This is a genomic window from Actinoplanes sp. NPDC051494 (assembly GCF_044454705.1).
In the GTDB taxonomy this organism is placed as follows: Bacteria; Actinomycetota; Actinomycetes; order Mycobacteriales; family Micromonosporaceae; genus Actinoplanes.
In genome coordinates this window covers 39,152-54,956 of the sequence record NZ_JBITDZ010000004.1, presented here as the reverse complement: position 1 = coordinate 54,956, position 15,805 = coordinate 39,152, and the positions used below count along the sequence as shown (strand labels likewise).

Annotated in this window: 17 protein-coding genes and 1 pseudogene; 8 read left to right on the top strand and 10 right to left on the bottom strand. The window is 67.8% G+C overall.

Annotated features, from left to right (window positions below; all coding sequences use genetic code 11):
- Positions 1 to 51: 51 nt before the first annotated feature.
- The gene (locus ACIA6A_RS16970; RefSeq protein WP_396098598.1) at positions 52 to 933 is read left to right on the top strand and encodes a sugar phosphate isomerase/epimerase family protein; all 882 of its coding nucleotides are present in this window, start codon (positions 52 to 54) and stop codon (positions 931 to 933) included.
- A gap of 43 nt (positions 934 to 976) precedes the next feature.
- Positions 977 to 1,507, top strand: coding sequence for a nuclear transport factor 2 family protein (locus ACIA6A_RS16965; RefSeq protein WP_396098998.1), 531 nt, complete (start codon positions 977 to 979; stop codon positions 1,505 to 1,507).
- Between the two features lie 144 nt (positions 1,508 to 1,651).
- Here ACIA6A_RS16965 and ACIA6A_RS16960 read toward each other — a convergent pair whose 3' ends face one another.
- From ACIA6A_RS16960 to ACIA6A_RS16940, 5 genes are all read right to left on the bottom strand, one after another.
- Entirely contained in the window at positions 1,652 to 2,368 is a 717-nt protein-coding gene (locus ACIA6A_RS16960; protein ID WP_396098597.1) for an HAD family hydrolase, read from the bottom strand.
- Between the two features lie 244 nt (positions 2,369 to 2,612).
- Complete coding sequence (locus tag ACIA6A_RS16955; RefSeq protein WP_396098596.1) at positions 2,613 to 3,110, bottom strand: GNAT family N-acetyltransferase; 498 nt, start codon at positions 3,108 to 3,110, stop codon at positions 2,613 to 2,615.
- Positions 3,107 to 3,841: a hypothetical protein gene (locus ACIA6A_RS16950; protein WP_396098595.1), complete on the bottom strand. Its 735-nt coding sequence runs from the start codon at positions 3,839 to 3,841 to the stop codon at positions 3,107 to 3,109. The genes ACIA6A_RS16955 and ACIA6A_RS16950 overlap by 4 nt, the downstream gene beginning before the upstream one ends.
- 26 nt (positions 3,842 to 3,867) lie before the next feature.
- On the bottom strand, positions 3,868 to 4,737 hold the full coding sequence (locus ACIA6A_RS16945) for an aminoglycoside phosphotransferase family protein (RefSeq protein WP_396098997.1): 870 nt from the start codon (positions 4,735 to 4,737) through the stop codon (positions 3,868 to 3,870).
- Positions 4,738 to 4,927: 190 nt separating this feature from the next.
- The gene (locus ACIA6A_RS16940; protein WP_396098594.1) at positions 4,928 to 7,027 is read right to left on the bottom strand and encodes a sigma-70 family RNA polymerase sigma factor; all 2,100 of its coding nucleotides are present in this window, start codon (positions 7,025 to 7,027) and stop codon (positions 4,928 to 4,930) included.
- Between the two features lie 334 nt (positions 7,028 to 7,361).
- Here ACIA6A_RS16940 and ACIA6A_RS16935 point away from each other — a divergent pair, with 334 nt between their 5' ends.
- From ACIA6A_RS16935 to ACIA6A_RS16925, 3 genes and pseudogenes are all read left to right on the top strand, one after another.
- The gene (locus ACIA6A_RS16935; protein ID WP_396098593.1) at positions 7,362 to 8,810 is read left to right on the top strand and encodes a pectinesterase family protein; all 1,449 of its coding nucleotides are present in this window, start codon (positions 7,362 to 7,364) and stop codon (positions 8,808 to 8,810) included.
- 2 nt (positions 8,811 to 8,812) lie between these two features.
- A pseudogene (locus ACIA6A_RS16930) lies at positions 8,813 to 9,112 on the top strand (RICIN domain-containing protein); the annotation flags it as partial.
- Between the two features lie 119 nt (positions 9,113 to 9,231).
- Positions 9,232 to 10,281, top strand: coding sequence for a hypothetical protein (locus ACIA6A_RS16925; RefSeq protein WP_396098592.1), 1,050 nt, complete (start codon positions 9,232 to 9,234; stop codon positions 10,279 to 10,281).
- An 84-nt stretch (positions 10,282 to 10,365) separates the two neighbouring features.
- Here the strand turns inward: ACIA6A_RS16925 and ACIA6A_RS16920 are convergent, their stop codons facing one another.
- A complete protein-coding gene (locus ACIA6A_RS16920; protein ID WP_396098591.1) occupies positions 10,366 to 10,524 on the bottom strand; it encodes a hypothetical protein in 159 nt (52 codons plus the stop codon).
- Positions 10,525 to 10,586: 62 nt separating this feature from the next.
- On the opposite strand from ACIA6A_RS16920, the gene ACIA6A_RS16915 reads away from it, so the two are divergent.
- Entirely contained in the window at positions 10,587 to 11,516 is a 930-nt protein-coding gene (locus tag ACIA6A_RS16915) for an alpha/beta hydrolase (RefSeq protein WP_396098590.1), read from the top strand.
- On the opposite strand, the gene ACIA6A_RS16910 is transcribed toward ACIA6A_RS16915, so the two are convergent.
- The 3 genes from ACIA6A_RS16910 to ACIA6A_RS16900 form a co-directional block, all read right to left on the bottom strand.
- On the bottom strand, positions 11,511 to 11,891 hold the full coding sequence (locus tag ACIA6A_RS16910; RefSeq protein WP_396098589.1) for a hypothetical protein: 381 nt from the start codon (positions 11,889 to 11,891) through the stop codon (positions 11,511 to 11,513). The genes ACIA6A_RS16915 and ACIA6A_RS16910 overlap by 6 nt on opposite strands.
- An 83-nt stretch (positions 11,892 to 11,974) precedes the next feature.
- The gene (locus tag ACIA6A_RS16905) at positions 11,975 to 12,121 is read right to left on the bottom strand and encodes a hypothetical protein (protein ID WP_396098588.1); all 147 of its coding nucleotides are present in this window, start codon (positions 12,119 to 12,121) and stop codon (positions 11,975 to 11,977) included.
- Positions 12,122 to 12,512: 391 nt separating this feature from the next.
- Positions 12,513 to 13,397: a LysR family transcriptional regulator gene (locus ACIA6A_RS16900; RefSeq protein WP_396098587.1), complete on the bottom strand. Its 885-nt coding sequence runs from the start codon at positions 13,395 to 13,397 to the stop codon at positions 12,513 to 12,515.
- 115 nt (positions 13,398 to 13,512) lie between these two features.
- Between ACIA6A_RS16900 and ACIA6A_RS16895 the strand changes: the two genes are divergently transcribed.
- Both ACIA6A_RS16895 and ACIA6A_RS16890 read left to right on the top strand, forming a co-directional pair.
- Complete coding sequence (locus tag ACIA6A_RS16895) at positions 13,513 to 14,214, top strand: ester cyclase (RefSeq protein ID WP_396098586.1); 702 nt, start codon at positions 13,513 to 13,515, stop codon at positions 14,212 to 14,214.
- Positions 14,214 to 15,137 (top strand): alpha/beta hydrolase, encoded by a 924-nt coding sequence (locus tag ACIA6A_RS16890; protein WP_396098585.1) that lies wholly within the window; start codon positions 14,214 to 14,216, stop codon positions 15,135 to 15,137. Before ACIA6A_RS16895 ends, ACIA6A_RS16890 begins: the two co-directional genes overlap by 1 nt.
- Positions 15,138 to 15,238: 101 nt before the next feature.
- Here the strand turns inward: ACIA6A_RS16890 and ACIA6A_RS16885 are convergent, their stop codons facing one another.
- Positions 15,239 to 15,805, bottom strand: a complete 567-nt coding sequence (locus tag ACIA6A_RS16885) for a hypothetical protein (RefSeq protein WP_396098584.1) — start codon at positions 15,803 to 15,805, stop codon at positions 15,239 to 15,241.

Sequence of the window (15,805 nt, the reverse complement as noted above, 5' to 3'; positions counted from 1 at the left end):
TCCGGGAGCGAGCCGCCTCACGTCAACCACTTCCCGCGGAAGGAACCGCTCATGACTGACGAGTCCACCCTCGACCTGGTCTTCTGGCCCGGGCCGGTACGGAACAAGCCGTTCGTCGAACACGTCCGCGCCGCGAAGGCCGGCGGATTCACCAGCCTGGCCGTCGGAGCGGACACCTACCGCGCGGCGACCGCTTCGGGACTGTCGCCGCGGGCCATCGTCGGCATGGCCGAGGAAGCCGGGGTGCCGATTCGGCACTTCGAGGCTTTCGCCGACTGGGCCCCGGTCGATCTCGCGGCAGGAGGCGGAGCCTTGAAGAACAAGTTCGACCCGGCGGGTGGAGACGCCTTTGCCATCGCGCAGCGGTTGGGCGTACGCACGATTCTTGCCTTCCCCGCCTTCGAAGTCTCCCAAGCCCCGCCGGTCGACGTCTTGATCGAGGGTTTCGCGCAACTCTGCGACCGCGCCGCCGACGCCGGTATGGACGTGCAATTGGAATTCGTCCCGGTGCTGGGCGTGCCCCACCTCTCCGACGCCTGGGCAATCGTGCGCCAGGCGGACCGGCCGAACAGCGGCATCACGATAGACATGTGGCACTTCTTCCGCGGCGACTACGACCTGAACCTGCTGCGTTCCATCCCGGCCCGGTACCTGTGGAGCGTGCAGCTCGCTGACGGCGCTCGCGAGCCGCAAGGCGAGAGCCTCGCCGACGACGGGCTGAACTATCGGGCCTTCGCCGGAGAAGGCGACATCCCGGTGGTGGATGTGGCGCGGATCCTGGCCGAGAAGGGCAACCTGCGCCAGGCCGGCCCGGAGACCTTCTCCCGGGTCGCCGACGCGATGGACCCGGCAGATGCCGGCCGGCGCGACGGTACGGCCGCCCGCACCGTCCTCGCCCAGGCCGGCATCAGGGTGCCGAAACAGATGATCTGACCCGCTGAGTCGTGTCACATCGGTAATGGTTCCCGTGGATCGCATGCCCGACCCCGGGCGCACGCGGGCTGCAGCCGGAACCTGGGCTGACAGTCAATCGTTCGAAAGCTGGAAGGGTGATCACGGTATGTCGTCCAACGAACGCATCGTCAGGGACTTGTATGCGGCGGCGGAGGCCTCGGTCCACGACACCGACAAGTTCGCGTCCCTCTTCGCCGACGACGGTTACTTCCTCGATGTCCCCTCTGGCAATCGGTGGTACGGACAAGACGTGCACCAACCCGTCGAGGCGCTCTTGGCGGCGTTTCCGGACTTCCACCGGGAGCTCCTACGGGTGTACGCCACCGATGACGTGGTCGTCGTCGAGTTGAAGCTGCAAGGTACTCACCACGGCGACTTCCGGGTGGCCGGCGGCGTACTCCCGGCTACCGGCAGACGATGTGATGTGCCCTGTTGCGACGTATTCCATCTTCGGACCGGCAAGGTTGTTGCTTTTCACTGCTACAACGACGTTTCCATCTGGCTTGATCAGCTCGGCTCGCCTCATCACCTGAAAGCGTCGTCGAAGAATTAGTGCCGTGATTCGTCGATGCGTGAGCATCAAATGCTTAACTGTTCCTAACACGATCGCCGACTGATCAACTGGACCACCCAGGGATCGTGTTAGGAACAGTAAGGCGTCCCCCGCCCGCTCACGGAACCTCTGCGGTGTGGTCGGTTACGCGCCGCTCGTGAGGGAGCCGACCGCGGCGTGAACCTCGTCTGGGTCGAGATGGTCGAGGATCGCGTCAGGACGGTGAGCGGCCAGCTCGTCGCGGCCGGCTCGATGAGCGACGACCATGACCCGAAAGCCGCCGTGCCGAGCGCCGGCGATGTCATTGGGAGCATCCCCGATGACGACTGTCCTGGCCGGATCCAGCTGGCGACCATAGATCTCGGAATACCGACTCGCTACCACTGCGGGCAACTCGAAACGATCACGAGCATCCGAGCCGAACCCACCGATTCGCAGATCGAGGAACTCGTCAAGCTCCGACACCGCAAGCTTGACCTCCGCGGCCGAACGGACATTCCCGGTCAGCACCGTCTGAACGAAACCGCCGCGATGCAGCGCAGCGATGCTCGCCTTAGCGCCCGGATATGGCGGCTGCACCTCAGCGAGCTCCTGCCGGCCTTCGTGCATGACCGCGGCGATCGCTTCGTAGAACCGCGGTATGCCGGCTTCGGCCATCGAGATGTCGACGCCCGATGCGATCGCGGTATCAACGACGATGGACTCGTCGGTGTACCCGTGCACCTTCTTGTCCGGGAAGACGACATCGGACTCTGTGATCCCGTATGTACTAGCGATGGCCCGGGTCAGCCAGCGAAGGTCCGCGGGGATCAAAGTCCCATCGACGTCCCAGATGACCAGACCAGCATCGCCACCACTCATAGATTCATCGTTGCACATCAGCGAGCTCCGGAGCATGCGCTCACCAGCGCGGGCTTACAGCAGCTAGCTCACCGCCCGCCGTAGGCTGGCCCGTGACTAAGAACGCGACCCGGAAGGCTCCGAGGAGATGGTCTGCTGGGCCGCGATCAGTTAAATGCTGCGCCGTCTCACGCGCGGCGAGTCCGACCACCGCCATCAACGCTGGACGCTGCAAACAGGCCCGAAGTGCAACTCTCTAAAACACTCACTCACGGCCGAGCTGCATCCTGGATAGCCGGACGAGAGCATCCCCCTCGGCCCGATACATGACCTTAGCTGACGCGCGGCTAACCCCCAATTTGTTGTAGAACTTCTGTGCGTCACTGTTGTCGGTGTCAGTAGTCCATTCTAACCGGCTGCTTCCGGATTCCACGGCGATGGAACACAACCGCGACATGAGATGGGCGCCGACGCCGCGACGTCGCTGAGTTTCTCGGACGTAAAGCTCTTTTAAGAATAGTGATTTGGAGACGCCGGCTGCAGGCCAGAGAAAAATGTAGCTGGCGAAGCCTTGCGGCTTGTCATCCTCAAGGGCTAAAAGAACTCGGGCAGCCGGGGCATCAGTGAACAACAGTGACTTGATCTGCTGCTCCCATTGCTGACGTGGAGGAAAGTCGACAGTTCCATAGAACCGCTCAACGTCGTAGAGAAAGTCGGCAACGGCCGACAGATCGCTGATGTCGGCGTGGCGCAGGGTGATCACCGAGGAAACTCCATGTTGTCAAGACTAATTGTGGCCAGATAGTCATGGGCGTCGCGAACTGCAGAAGAACTGGTCTCGATGGCGGGTACCAGACTCAGGACCGCCTCGGCGCGGGTAACGACGAGACGGTCGTGCTGGTCGGCGGTAAGCCGGCTGAGGACATGCTGTACGTGAATGGAGCCCGCCCGGAAATCCCCTCCGTGAATCAGGCAGGCAGCCCGGTCCAGGTGGACCAGCGTCCTGTCCAGGTAGTTGAACTCGGGGTAGAGCTGCATGGCTCGATCTTGGGCTGCCCACGCGGAGGCGCTGTCGCCTAGGTGTGTGTAGGCGTTCCCGGCGTGGAATCGCAGCTGAGCCTCGTCGTAACCGAGCGCTGAGGCTGACGTTTGCTCCGTGCCAAGATCGGCGAGTAATTCTTCTGCCCGGCCAAGGGCGAGCTGCGTGCCGGCAGCGTCGCCGATCGCCGCACGTGCCCGGGCCTCGAGCGCTGCGGCGAGAGCGGCGCCGACCCCGCCGCCCGGGCCGGCCTGTTCCTGAGCACGTTCGGCGGCGGCGATCGCAGAGCGAGTCTCGCCGGCATAGAAATACCGGTAGGCCTCCTGTGCCCATACCCAGGAGCGAGTGGCGGGATCCCCGCACTCGGCGGCGGCGATCCGTGCGGTTCGACCCCACTGTCGCGCAGCGCCGAGGTCGTTGATCTTGAGCAGTGTCAGGCTGAGCAGCCCGGCCATCTGCGCGGTGATACGGGTGGCGCGCCTCAGCCACGGCCCACGGTCCGGCGCAATCCGGTGACCGCGTCAGCGGTCTGGTCATCGAGCCACTGACGGTGCTCGCGGTCGTCGACCACGTCGAACAGACTCTTGTAGAGCCGCTGTTCACGAGCGAACCACAGGACCCGCATCGCCTGGTAGGTGTGCAGCGATCCGGTGGCCTCGACGATCTGGGCGCACCGCTGCTCGGCGCCGGGATCGTGGCGGCCCAACCACAGCCCGAGAAGCGCAAGATCAGCGCCGGGCGGATACATGCCGGTGAACTCGAAGTCGATGAAAACCAGCGGTTGCCCGGGGTCGGTCAGGGCGTTACTGGCCAGCGGATCTCCATGACCGAATACCAGGGGAGTATCGGTGACAGCGTCGAGCAACGGTTGCTGAACGTCGCCGGGCAGGTCCCCGGTGGCGGCATAGCGGCGGATACGGGCCGGCCAGTCGGTGACCGGCGTGCTCAGCATCCCCGGGGGAGGCTGCCAGGCGGCGAACGCCGTCAGCGCGTCGATCATTCCCGTCACGACGGGCTGCGGTAGCCGGGGCGGGTACCGGTCGGTGTGCGGGGGAGCACCGGGTAGCCGCTCGATGACCAGAAGACGGGGGCCGGCGTGATGCAGCCGCGGTACCCGCCACGGCACCGGCGTGGTGGCGAACTCCCGATAGGCGCCGACCTCGTGCGCGAAGCGTTTGCCCCAGTGCCGTTCGGAGCTGGTCAGCTGCTTGGCGACCACGTCCCGGCCATGCCGGCGGCCAGCAATGGTCACGGCCTTGTCGGTTCGCCGTAGCTGCTCAACCTGCTGCAAGCCGGGCAGATTATCGAGGGTGTCGAGGTCGGTAAGGAACTTACCGGGCGTGCTGGCCATCTCCTCCACACGCCCATCCTGCTGACCGGCCTGACGTACGTCGAGTACCCGGCGCGCCCGAGTGACCCTCGCTGGTGGCAAAACAACCCCGGGCGGCGGTGATCGGGCGGAGCGGTCAGCGGGCGACGACCGTCCTGACGAGCTGTGGCCCGCTGCGGGGCGGCCCGGTGATGGTGGTGGGCCGGGCGGGTCAGGTGCCGTTCATGGAGGCGCCGTTGCCGTCGCCTGTCTGCAGGAAGCCGGTCGGCGGCAGGGCACCTGTGGTGGTCCGCGGACCTTCGGCTTCGGCCGGGTCGGTCGAGCGGAACGTGGCCGGCTGTTGCCCGCCGGTGCGGGTTGGCGTGGCGGCCTGGTTCAGCTCGTACGGCCGGCCGTTGTCGACGGACACGTCGGCGCGCACGGTGGCCGGGGCGTCCGGCAGGTGGAACCCGGTGCCGCTGTTGCGCCAGGCGGTGTTGTTGGTCAGCTCCAGCGCGGCGGTGTTTCCCTCGTCGCTGAAGCCGTTGCTGCCGTTGGCCCACGCCGCGTTGTGCCGCAGCTTGTGCGCGGCCACGGCCGTCGGGGTGCCCCCGCCCAGCACGAAGCCGGTGCCGCCGTTGCCGTACGACCAGTTGTACTCGATGGTCACCGGCGAGCCGAATGCGCCCAGGTCGAGTCCGGCGTTACCGTTGCCCGCGAACCGGTTGCCGCGCACGACGTTGCCCGCGCCGGAGCCGAACTGGATGCTCAGCCCGGTGCCCGCGCCGGGGGCCCGGTTGCTGGTGAAGTCGCTGTCGAGGACCTGGTTGCCGGTCGTGCCGTCGCCGCGCAGCATGAGCCCGGACCGGGCGTTGTCGTGCATCGACAGTCGCCGGAAGACCGTGTCCCGGCAGCCCAGGCAGACATAGGCGTGGTCGGCCGAGCCGGTCACCTCGAGGCCCTGCACGGTCCACCAGGAGGCGCGCTGAGCGAACGCCCACTGGCCGGCCGACAGGCCGGAGGCGTCGACGACCGGGCGCTCGTCGCGGTAGTTGCTGAGCACGATGCGTCGCTGGGCGGTGCCGCTGGTGGTGATGTCGATCCCGGCGGCGGGCCGGTAGGTGCCGCCGCGCAGCGCGATCGTCTGCCCCGGGCGCACCTCTGCTACGGCCTTGCCCAGCGTGGCATAGGGCCGCCGGAGGCTCCCGTCGCCGTCGTCCGAGCCGTCCGGCGCCACGAAGATGTCGGCCCGCTGCACGCCCTGGCCCTGGTCGGCCGGCGGCGGGGTCGTGCTGGTGGCCGGCGACAACGACGGCGACCGCGTCGTGGCGGCGGTGGTGGTCGCCGTCGCAGGCCGCGGGGTGGTGGTGGACACCGGCGGCGGCGGGGCTGCCGCGATCGGGGCGTCCGGTGGCGCGGGGGAGTAGTGCACGGCGTAGACGAACCCGACGGTCGCCAGCACCGCGGCGGCGCCGGTGGCGGCCAGCGCCTTGTGTTGCAGGAAAGTCGGCAGCACGTGGGTGGGCGTGGCAGCGGCCAGGCCGCCCACCTTCGCGGTAAGCGTGGCCGGCACCGGGAGCATCGCGGCGCCCAGCAGCAGTTGCTCCGGGGCGATCAGCCCGCGCCCGCTGGTGACGCAGCGTGGGCACTCGCGTACGTGCCGGGTCAGCCGCTTGCGCCACAGTGGGTCGGCGATGCCGTTCCAGCGCCGGACCAGGCCGGTCAGCTCGGGGCAGCGGGGGCGGGCGTGCAGGGCGCCGACCACCGCTCGTACGGAATCGAGCTGGGCCTTCATCCGCTGCACCCGGACCGCGGCATGCTTGGGGCGCACGCCCAGCGCGTCGGCCAGCTCGGCGCGGCTCAGCTCGCCGGCTGCCTCCTGCCACCACAGGCCGAGCAGCCGGCGGTCGTCGTCGTCCAGCCAGCGGGCCGCCTCCACCAGGTCCCGGCGCTGGGCGTCGGCGACCAGCTCGGCGGTGGCGCGCTCGGCGAAGTCGCCGGCCGGGTCGGCCAGCTCGGGCTGCTCGGCCACCAGCCGCAGCCGGGCGGTCCGCTTGTCGCGCAGGTAGAGCTGGATCTGCCGGTAGGCGATGGCGATCAGCCACGAGCGGAACCGGGCGGGCTCGCGCAGGCTCGGCAGGGCCCGCAGCGCGCGCAGCATTGTCTCCTGCACGATGTCGTCCACGTCGGGGTGCCCGTCCAAGGCGCGGCCGACGATGTTGTAGATCAGCGGCAGGTGCTCGGCGATGAGCTCTTCGGTGGCTCGGGCGTCGCCGGCGCGGGCCTGGCTGATCAGCCGGGCGACATCGAGCGCCGTCTGACTCTGCGTCACCGTCGAGTACCAAGCCTTTCTGGTCGGTCGTGGACCGCGCTGATCGTCGCGGGTCGGCAACCGCTCATAAATATCGAAAATCACCGTTGTTTTGAGACTTTTCCGCCGGGTCAGCATGTTGGCACGGCCCCGGACAGGCTGTAAGGCGAGGGTCGCCGGCGTGGTGCTCGTGCACGCCGGGGGCGTGGCGGGAACCCCGCCTCGGCGCTCGTAAGAACCCGCGAAAGTTTTTGCCGCGTTTCTTGTTGTCACTCGGCCGCCGCCGCATCTACCGGTACAGGAACACCGGCGGCCTCCCCTCGGCCGTCATCCCCGCACGTAAGGAAGGTCTGCGATGGCAGAGAAAAAGTCCAGCAAGCGGATGCTGTTCGGCGTGGCGGCCGCGCTGGTCGTACCGATCGGTCTCGTCGGCTGGTCGATGTTGCCGTCGGACGCGGCGGCCGCTCCGGTCGCCGGCGGCACCTACCAGGTGGCCGTGAAGAAGAGCGGTCTGTGCATCGACGTGCCGGGCGCGTCGAAGGACAACGGTGCACTGCTGCAGCAGTGGGGTTGCTCGGCCGGGGCCGGCTGGCAGCAGTTCAAGCTGGTGGCGGCGGGTAGCAACTTTTTGATCCAGAACGTGAGCAGCGGCAAGTGCGCCGATGTGCCGGCGGGGTCGAAGACATCGGGTCAGCGGGTGCAGCAGTACACCTGCGTCGGGTCGCAGACCAATCAGCAGTGGCGGATCACCGCATCGGGCACGGGCACGTTCCAGGTCATCAACGTGAACAGCGGGCTGTGCCTCTCCGATCAGGGTGCGTCGACCGCGAGCGGTGCGGCGATCATCCAGGAGACGTGCACCGCCAATTCGAACAAGCAGTGGGCGTTCACCCCGGTCACCGGCGCCACCCCGCCGCCGGCCGGCTCGTTCACGGTCGCGGCTGACGGCTCCGGTACGTACAAGACGGTGCAGGCGGCGATCGACGCGGTCGGCGCCGGCAACGCCAGCCGTAAGACGATCACCATCAAGCCCGGGACGTACCGGGAGACCCTGTCGGTGCCGTCGACCAAGCCCTACGTCACGCTGCAGGGCGGCGGTGACTCCGCCGACGACGTGGTCATCGTCAACGACCGGCCGGCCAGCACATACGGCACCAACGGGTCGGCGACCGCGCACATCGTCGGGCACGACTTCGCCGCCACGAACCTGACGATCTCCAACGACTACGACGAGACGAAGGGCAACTCGCAGGCCCTGGCGGTCGCCCTGGAGTCGGACCGGTCTGTGTTCAGCAAGGTGCGCCTGCTCGGCGACCAGGACACCCTGCTGGTCAACAACAGCGCGCGGGCGTACTTCACCGGGTCGTACGTCGAAGGCACGGTGGACTTCATCTACGGCGGCGGCATCGCGGTGTTCAACGCCAGCACGATTCACGAGAAGCGGTCGAGCGGCGGCCCGATCACCGCGGCCTCGACCCCGGCCACCCAGGCGTACGGCTTCCTGATCTACAAGTCGACGATCACCGGCGCGACGGCCAACTCGACCCAGTTCGGGCGGCCGTGGCGGCAGGACGCGCAGGTCCTGATCCGCGAGTCGAATCTGAGCGCCACCATGGCCACCGCCCAGCCGTGGGTCGACATGTCCGGCAGTACGTGGCAGAACGCCCGGTTCCTGGAGTACAAGAACACCGGCGCGGGCGCCACCAAGAACGGCAACCGGCCGCAGCTCTCCGACGCGCAGGCTGCCACCTACACCCCGCAGAAGTACCTCGCGGGCTCGGACAACTGGAACCCGGTGGGTTGATCATGAAACTCTCGAAGAAGCGCACCGCCCTGATCGCGACGGTGCTGGCCGTGCCGGCCGCGCTGATCAGCTGGTCGATCCTCCCGTCGAGCGCGGCGACCGCCCCCACCGCGGGGAGCACCTACCAGCTCGTCGTCAAGAAGAGCGGCCAGTGCATCGACGTGCCGGGCGCCTCGAAGGACAACAGCGCCCTGCTGCAGCAGTGGGGGTGCTCGGCCGGCGCCGCCTGGCAGCAGTTCAAGCTCGTCGCGGCGGGCAGCAACGTCCTGATCCAGAACGTGAACAGCGGCAAGTGCGTCGATGTGCCGTCGGGGTCGAAGACCTCCGGCCTGCGGCTGCAGCAGTACACCTGCGTCGGGTCGCAGGCAACCAGCAGTGGAAGACGGTCGCCAGCGGCACCGGCACCTTCCAGATCGTCAACGTGGCGACCGGCTTGTGCATCTCCGACCAGGGCGCCTCGACGGCCACCGGCGCGGCGATCATCCAGGAGACGTGCACGGCCAACTCGAACAAGCAGTGGACGTTCACCCCGGTCACCGGCGCCACCCCGGCGCCGACCACCTCGGGCCGGACCTGGGCGAACACCCCGGACGGTTTCGCCTCGACCGGCGGCGGCACGACCGGCGGCGCGGCCGGCGCCACGGTCACCGTGAAGACGTTCGCGGACCTGACCAAGTACGCCACCGCGGCCGAGCCCTACGTGATCAAGGTGGCCGGGGCCATCACGTTCACGCCGAAGGGCACCGAGGTCAAGATCACGTCGAACAAGACCCTCGTCGGCGTCGGCACCACCGGCCAGATCGTCGGCGGCGGATTCCAGCTCGTCCCCGGGGTCAAGAACGTCATCATCCGCAACCTCACCATCCGCGACACCCAGATGACCGAGGACGACCCGGACGACAAGACGTACGACTACGACGGCATCCAGATGGACACCGCGGACCACATCTGGATCGACCACAACAAGATCACGCGGATGAACGACGGCATGATCGACAGCCGCAAGGACACCACGTATCTGACCGTGTCCTGGAACGTGCTCGACACCGGCAACAAGGCGTTCGGCATCGGCTGGACCGACCACGTCACCTCGCGCATGACGATCCACCACAACTGGATCAAGAACACCCACCAGCGCAACCCGAGCACCGACAACGTGCTCTACGCCCACCTCTACAACAACTACCTGCAGAACATCACCTCGTACGGCAACCTGTCGCGCGGCGGCACCAAGATGGTGCTGGAGAACAGCTACTTCGACAACGTCGCCAACCCGTACAACGTCGACGACCTGACGAAGGGCCAGCTCAAGCAGAGCGGCAGCATCGTCAAGAACTCCACCGGCAAACAGGTGACCAACGGCTCCGCCTTCGACCCGAAGAGCTTCTACCCGTACACCCTCGACGCCGCCGCCGACGTCCCGGCCCTGCTCGCCAAGTACGCCGGCCCGCAGGCCACCATCGGCAACTGACCAGTAACGGGAACCAACGCGGGGTGGCGCTGTCCGGGGACGGCGCCACCCCGCGTGGTCGATCCCGCTCGAGACCTACCTCGGCTACCGGACTTCGAAGCCTTCGTTGAGCTTCCCGGGTGTGAACCCGGCCTGCTCACGTTCGGCGTGCTTGGCGTGCACAGCTTCGGCGGTGTCCTGCATGATGCCGAAGTGAAACTGTGGCGGGTACGCCGACAGGGACTCAAAATCGAGATCAACCACCGCTCACACCCCGAGCTCACCTCGTTCCTGGCCACCTCATCACGCATCACGAGAGGCGCACGATGCCCCGCCGAACGTTCAACCCCGTCTTCTGGGCACTCGCCAACATCGGCTCCAGAGTACGATTCACACCCGCGATCGCCCAGGGCCTGACCACAGCGGCCCTGCCGGCTGAGGAGCCGCTGCTGATCCCCACTCGGCACGGCACGCTGCGAGCAGTGGTGATCCGGCCCTCGACGAGGAACTCCGCGCAGGAAGACACGCTGCCGCCCGTGATCATGCAGCTCCACGGAGGCGGCTTCCTCAACCGATACCCAGAGCAGGACCGTCACCTCGCAAGATACCTGGCCGCCAACCTCGGCGCGGTCATCGTGCTCCCTGATTACTCCACCGCCCCGAAAGTGCAGTACCCGGTCGCGGAAGAGGAGATGCACGACGTCGCCCGATGGGTCCAACGAAACGGTGACACCAACGGGTGGGACGGCGCCCGCCTGCTGCTGTCAGGAATCAGCGCCGGCTCCAAACTGGCCATCAACGTGTGCCAGCAGATCCACGCCGTCGGAGGCCGCCGGCCGCTCGCGGTTTCGCTGATCGTGCCGGTCACGGACATGAGCCGCACGGACCGAACGTCCAGCATTGCGCGGCCCGCGATCAGTCCCTTCGTTCAGCGAATGGTGAGCTGGGCTTACTTCCCTGACGCCGCACGGCGGCGGGAACCGTTAGCGGCTCCACGCCATGACGCATCCCTGCCCCACTCGATGCCGCCCACCCTCATCCAGACCGGCGAATACGACACTCTCGCCGCCGAGGGCAGGGACCTCGCTCAGGTCCTGCATGCTGCCGGAGTTGAAGTCCTCCACAAGGAGTACCCGCAAGCCGACCACGACTTCTACACCAGCAAACCGGTCGCTCGCGTACACGAGCTGCTGGCAGAGATCACCACCTTCTTCGCCGCCCATCTGGCCTCACGCCTCCAAGAAGAAACGTCATGACCCACGAGCATGCGGCCCGTGCGCCGGGATCGTCTTCTTACTCTCGAGGGATGGGTACGGACTTGCTCGGCCCGTGACATCGCCTACCGCGGTGAGCCGGCCGGAAGGATCGCGGGAGTCGGCGAACGACGGGCTGCAGATGTTGCCCGCCCACGCCTGCTCCAGTGCTGTCAGCCCGGTGCGGTCGGGGTGGGCCGGGAGGGTGGCGTCCAGGCGCACCGCAGCATTCGTGTCGGTCTGGCGGTAGTAGGCGGCGGAATCGGTGAGCCCGTCCTGGTCGGCGTCCAGCAGCGTGCCGGCCTTGTTCAGGTTGGCCTGGGCGGCGGCGAACGCTCGGGGACCGCTGATGCAGGTAACCCCCGATAGCGCGGGCATCCTCGCCGGCCCGGCAGACCTTCCGGGATCACCGTGAACGTCATGAACTGCCTTTCCTCCGTTGACCTGCACTGACGTCCTTCTCAGGACACCAGTTCTGCCACCACGACGATTTTCAGGATGCCGAGAACGGTGCAAGCCCACGCCCACCCGAGACGCTGCCGCCCGGCGATGACGTCCTTGGTCAGCTGGACGACGACGCCCAGTGCTCCGCCGGCGATGAGGAGCACGACCCCCGGTGTGGCAGCTCATGACAGGCGACCACCCACCCACCATGAGGAAGACCAGGGCGAGCGCGAAGATGCCACCCAGGATGTTCAGGGCAGCGGCGTAGAAGCGGATGCGCCCGACAGCGTCGCTCTCCGACTCCACCGCGAACTGGTGCCGGAGCTCGTCACGAGATGCAGCTCGGTCCTCTCCGTCACGCCATCTCGCTGTCCCGTTTCTGCATGCCAAGTCACGGTAGTTCTGCAGGACGGCATAGCAGTCGAGCCTTTCTTGACAGCGGCCATACCTGCTCCTGAATGGCAACGCCGTGCTTGCCGCTGTCGTCGCCGACCGGTTCATCGCCGCTGGCGCCCTCGCGCGGTCTGAGAAAGTGCCCGCGCTGCGTAGTGCCGACTACTGGGCTCGGGTGGAATCGGCTCCGAGGGCCGCAGGGAGCCGGCCCACGGTGGTGGCTGCTCCGGCGGTCCAGATCACGACCAGGGGCAGCAGGAGGTCGTCGGCGAGGGGGAGCTCGACCGTGCGCCCCGGCCGTTGCCAGCCTTCCGGCCCGATCGCGATTGCGCCGAGCTCGGGCAGGTCACTCAAGGCCGAGGCCATGCCCATCGTCAGCGACAGCACGAGTTGCACCATGGCGCCCGCCGCGGCGAGACGGCCGACGATCAGGTCGGTCAGGGGTGTGCCGGGTGGGCTCCAGACGAGCAGCCGCTCGCCGTCGAGCTCGGCCGACGGTACGGGGGCCGTCCGCTCCGCGAGGCGGTGCCCGACCGGCACGTACAGGCGGGCCGGGGTCACCGCCAGTCCGGCGCTGTCCAGGGCCGAGGAGTACGGGGCGGTCCGGACGACGGCAAGGTCGATCTCCCGGGACTGCAACGCCGCCACGGCCTGCTCCGGGCGCAACTCGCTGAGCGCCACCGTGAGCCCGGGCGCGCCGGCCCGCAGGGCGCTGACCACCGCGTCACGTTCACCCGGGCCCAGGGCGGGAGAGACACCGACCCGGACCGTGCCGGCGCGGCCGCTGCCGATCTCATGGACCCGGTCGACCGCGGCCGCCACGAGCGGCAGGATCCGCCGGGCGTCGTGGACCAGCGATTCACCCGCCGCGGTGAGCCGCACCGTGTGGGTGGACCGTTCCACCAGCTCGGTGCCGAGCTCCTGCTCGATCTGGCGGATGACTTTGGACACCGCCTGCTGGGTCATGAACAACTTCCCCGCCGCCCGGGTGAAGTTCAGTTCGTCGGCCACCGTCACCAGGATCCGCAGCTGCCTCAGCTCAGGCACGACGACCCCCTGGTTGTGACTTCATCACCGATGGTCGTTTCCGTTCTTCCCCGACGCCTCACACACTTTGTGAAGAACGAAAGCAGCATCCCACAAGCGAGAAAGCAGAGCTCACATGGCCGTTTACAGCTTGACCGAAGTCAAGGTCCTCGACGGCGAAGGCGCCCGGGAGTACGCGGAGATCGCCCAGTCCTCGGTCGCCGCGCACGGCGGGAAGTTCCTCGTCCTCGCCTCCGCCGCCGAGGTGGCCGAGGGCGACTGGCCGCAGGACCAGCTCGCCGTCATCATCGAGTTCAACGACAAGGCGCAGTTGCACACCTGGTACGACTCGGCCGAGTACGCCCCGGCCCGCAAGATCGCCGCCACCGCGCTGGATCGCCGGCTGGTCTTCCTGGACGGGTTCTCCCCGGTCCCGGTGGCCGACCCTGAGACGCTGGTGCGCCGCTTCTACGCGGCGATGACCACCGGGGACGTAAGCGACGCGGGCGACTACCTCGCGGGCGACTGGCAGGACGTCCCGCTTCCTGTCGGCACGCCGGCCGGGATCGACGGATACCGCGGCACCGTGGCGTTCCTGCGGTCGGCTTTCCCCGACCTGGACGCCCGGATCGAGGACGTCGTCGTCTCCGGGGACCGGGTGGCTGTGCGTGTCCTGGCGACCGGGACCCACCGGGGCGAGATCCTCGGCATCGCGCCGACCGGCCGGACCGTGGCGTTCCGCGCATTCGACTTCCACCAGATCAAGGACGACAAGATCATCAGTACGTGGCACCTGGAGGACTTCCTCGGCCTCCGGCTCCAACTCGAGGCCGAGTGATGACCGACGACCATGCGGGCCACGTCATGGACGCCATCGCCGCGGCTCTGGGCCGGCTGCCCCGCTCGCCGATCATGCACTATCCGTCGGAGCGCGGACTGGAATACGAGGACGTCACGTTCCCGTCCGCGGACGGTGTCCCTCTCGAGGGCTGGTTCCTCCCGGCGCCCGGCTCCAGCCGGCTCGTCATCGTCAACCACCCGATGTACTTCACCCGGTCCGGTCTACCCGCCCACCTGGAACCCTGGAAGTCGATCTGGGGGCCGAGCGGCAACGACATCGAGGTCGACTTCACCCACGACCTGGCGATCCTGCACCGGGCCGGCTACAACGTCCTGACCTACGACCTGCGCAGCCACGGGCTGAGCGGCACCGGCAACGGCGGTATCGCCTCGGCCAGAATCTTCGAGGCCCGCGACGTGCTGGGTTCCCTGCGCTACGTCGCGGCCCGGCCGGACACCCGGGACATGGCGGTGGGGTTGTTCAGCCGTTGCCTGGGCTTCAACGCGACCTTGTACGCGATGACCCTCGACCCCCGGGCGTTCGCGAACGTCCGCTGCCTGGCCGGACCGCAACCGGTCACCGAGGAGATCATCCTGGGGCGGGTGCTCGCCGTGGCGGGCGTGCACGCGGACCCCGATGAGCTCGAGCGACGCGTCCGGCTGGCCACCGGCATCGGCTTCGCCGCCCGCGCTCCTCAGACCTGGGCCAGGCAGTGCACCGTCCCGACGTACGTCTATCAGGTCCGCGATGACGTGCTCACCGTTCCTGAGGACGTGCAGACGATCTTCGAAAATATCCCGGTCGCCGACAAGCGCCTGAGCTGGATCGAGGACTCGACGATCCGCTGGGACGGTTACCTGGAGTTCCAGCGCCGGCCGGAACCGGTGCTGGACTGGTTCGCCGCCCACCTCTCGCCCTAGGTTGAGTGCGGTGGTGGCCTTGGCGTTGTGACAACGACGCGGCCCCTCCGTCCACATGATCTGAGCCGTCCCCGGATGCTCGACCGGTGGGTCGGCCTGGATCACCGCATGGAGTGCAGGAGGCCGAGTTCGGGGGCCAGGGCGCCGGGTTGGTTGAGGGACAGGAAGTCCTCTTCCACGGCGGCCAGGGGGAGGGTTCCGGCTCGGACGGCCTGGTGGCGGACCGCGGACCAGAGGAAGACGTCGAGGTTGTCGAAGCGGGTGTCGCCCTCGACCACCTCTTCCTCGTGGAACCAGGTGGCCACCTGGCCGTTGGTGAGCAGGACGTAGAGGCTGCCGCTGCCGTCGGCGCCCAGGGAGTAGACGTCGTCGTCGGTGAGGGGGGTTTCGTAGTCGGCGTCGACCAGGGTGCAGTCGTTGGCGGCGAAGTCGAAGCCGTAGGACCAGTCGGCTATGTCGAGGAAGTTGGGCATGGTGCCGGACCGTACGCGTCGGTCGAAGGCGGTCAGGGCTGTTGCCGCGGCGGGCGGCAGGCGGGGGAGGAACGGCTTGATCGGCCTGGTCTTGCGGGGGATCTTCACGGGTGGGCGGTCGGCGAGCCAGCGGGCCAGGTCGGCGTCGAGGTCGCGGTCCACGTATCCGGTCAGAGCATCCAGGTCGAGAGCCAT

Excerpts from the sequence above, each read along its gene's own strand:
- ACIA6A_RS16970 (WP_396098598.1), top strand. The coding sequence starts at position 52 with ATGACTGACGAGTCCACCCTCGACCTGGTCTTCTGGCCCGGGCCGGTA.
- ACIA6A_RS16965 (WP_396098998.1), top strand. The coding sequence starts at position 977 with ATGCCCGACCCCGGGCGCACGCGGGCTGCAGCCGGAACCTGGGCTGAC.
- ACIA6A_RS16960 (WP_396098597.1), bottom strand. The coding sequence starts at position 2,368 with ATGAGTGGTGGCGATGCTGGTCTGGTCATCTGGGACGTCGATGGGACT.
- ACIA6A_RS16950 (WP_396098595.1), bottom strand. The coding sequence starts at position 3,841 with ATGGCCGGGCTGCTCAGCCTGACACTGCTCAAGATCAACGACCTCGGC.
- ACIA6A_RS16945 (WP_396098997.1), bottom strand. The coding sequence starts at position 4,737 with ATGGCCAGCACGCCCGGTAAGTTCCTTACCGACCTCGACACCCTCGAT.
- ACIA6A_RS16935 (WP_396098593.1), top strand. The coding sequence starts at position 7,362 with ATGGCAGAGAAAAAGTCCAGCAAGCGGATGCTGTTCGGCGTGGCGGCC.
- ACIA6A_RS16915 (WP_396098590.1), top strand. The coding sequence starts at position 10,587 with ATGCCCCGCCGAACGTTCAACCCCGTCTTCTGGGCACTCGCCAACATC.
- ACIA6A_RS16910 (WP_396098589.1), bottom strand. The coding sequence starts at position 11,891 with ATGCCCGCGCTATCGGGGGTTACCTGCATCAGCGGTCCCCGAGCGTTC.
- ACIA6A_RS16895 (WP_396098586.1), top strand. The coding sequence starts at position 13,513 with ATGGCCGTTTACAGCTTGACCGAAGTCAAGGTCCTCGACGGCGAAGGC.
- ACIA6A_RS16890 (WP_396098585.1), top strand. The coding sequence starts at position 14,214 with ATGACCGACGACCATGCGGGCCACGTCATGGACGCCATCGCCGCGGCT.
- ACIA6A_RS16885 (WP_396098584.1), bottom strand. The coding sequence starts at position 15,805 with ATGGCTCTCGACCTGGATGCTCTGACCGGATACGTGGACCGCGACCTC.